1 protein-coding gene is annotated in these 568 nt (G+C 71.0%); it reads left to right on the top strand.

The annotated features are described in order from the left end of the window. Nucleotides 1-155 precede the first annotated feature (155 nt). On the top strand, nt 156-568 hold a 413-nt coding region (locus K6I34_RS37875; RefSeq protein ID WP_229332527.1), incomplete at its 3' end, for a GntR family transcriptional regulator.

The following is a 568-nucleotide window of genomic DNA, read 5'->3' as shown; positions in this document are numbered from 1 at the left end:
GCGGGGCGGGGCAAGCGGTGACGCGCCGGCGGCACCCGTGCCGCCCGTCCTCCGGGTGATACGGGGCTTCGCCATGCGTCACGCGCCGGGATTTGACGTGCCCGGTTCCCCCTCCGCATCATTCCACTAAGACGTTAGTGAAACGAGGGTGCGGAATGATCGTGTTCCGGATAGATCGGCGCAGCGGCGTCGCGACCTATCTGCAGCTCGCGCACCAGGTCAGGCAGGCTCTCCGGCTCGGGGTGCTGAAGCCGGGGGACCGGTTGCCCACGGCCAAGGAGGTGGTCGAGGCCACCGCCATCAACCCGAACACCGTGCTGAAGGCCTACCGGGAGCTGGAACGGGAAGGGCTCGTCGAGCCGCGGCCCGGCCAGGGCACGTTCGTCCGGCGCTCGCTGGCCCGGCCCGAGGCCGCCGCCGGTTCGCCGTTGCGGACGGAGCTCACCGAATGGGTGGTGCGGGCCCGCGACGCCGGGCTGGAACGGGCGGACATCGTGGCCCTCACGGACGCTGTCCTGGACGAGTGGTTCTCCTCGAACCATGTGGAGCCCCCGCCCCTGCCTTCGTC

The organism is Streptomyces sp. UNOC14_S4 (genome assembly GCF_020740835.1).
GTDB lineage: Bacteria > Actinomycetota > Actinomycetes > Streptomycetales > Streptomycetaceae > Streptomyces.
This window is presented reverse-complemented; position numbering and strand designations above follow the sequence as displayed.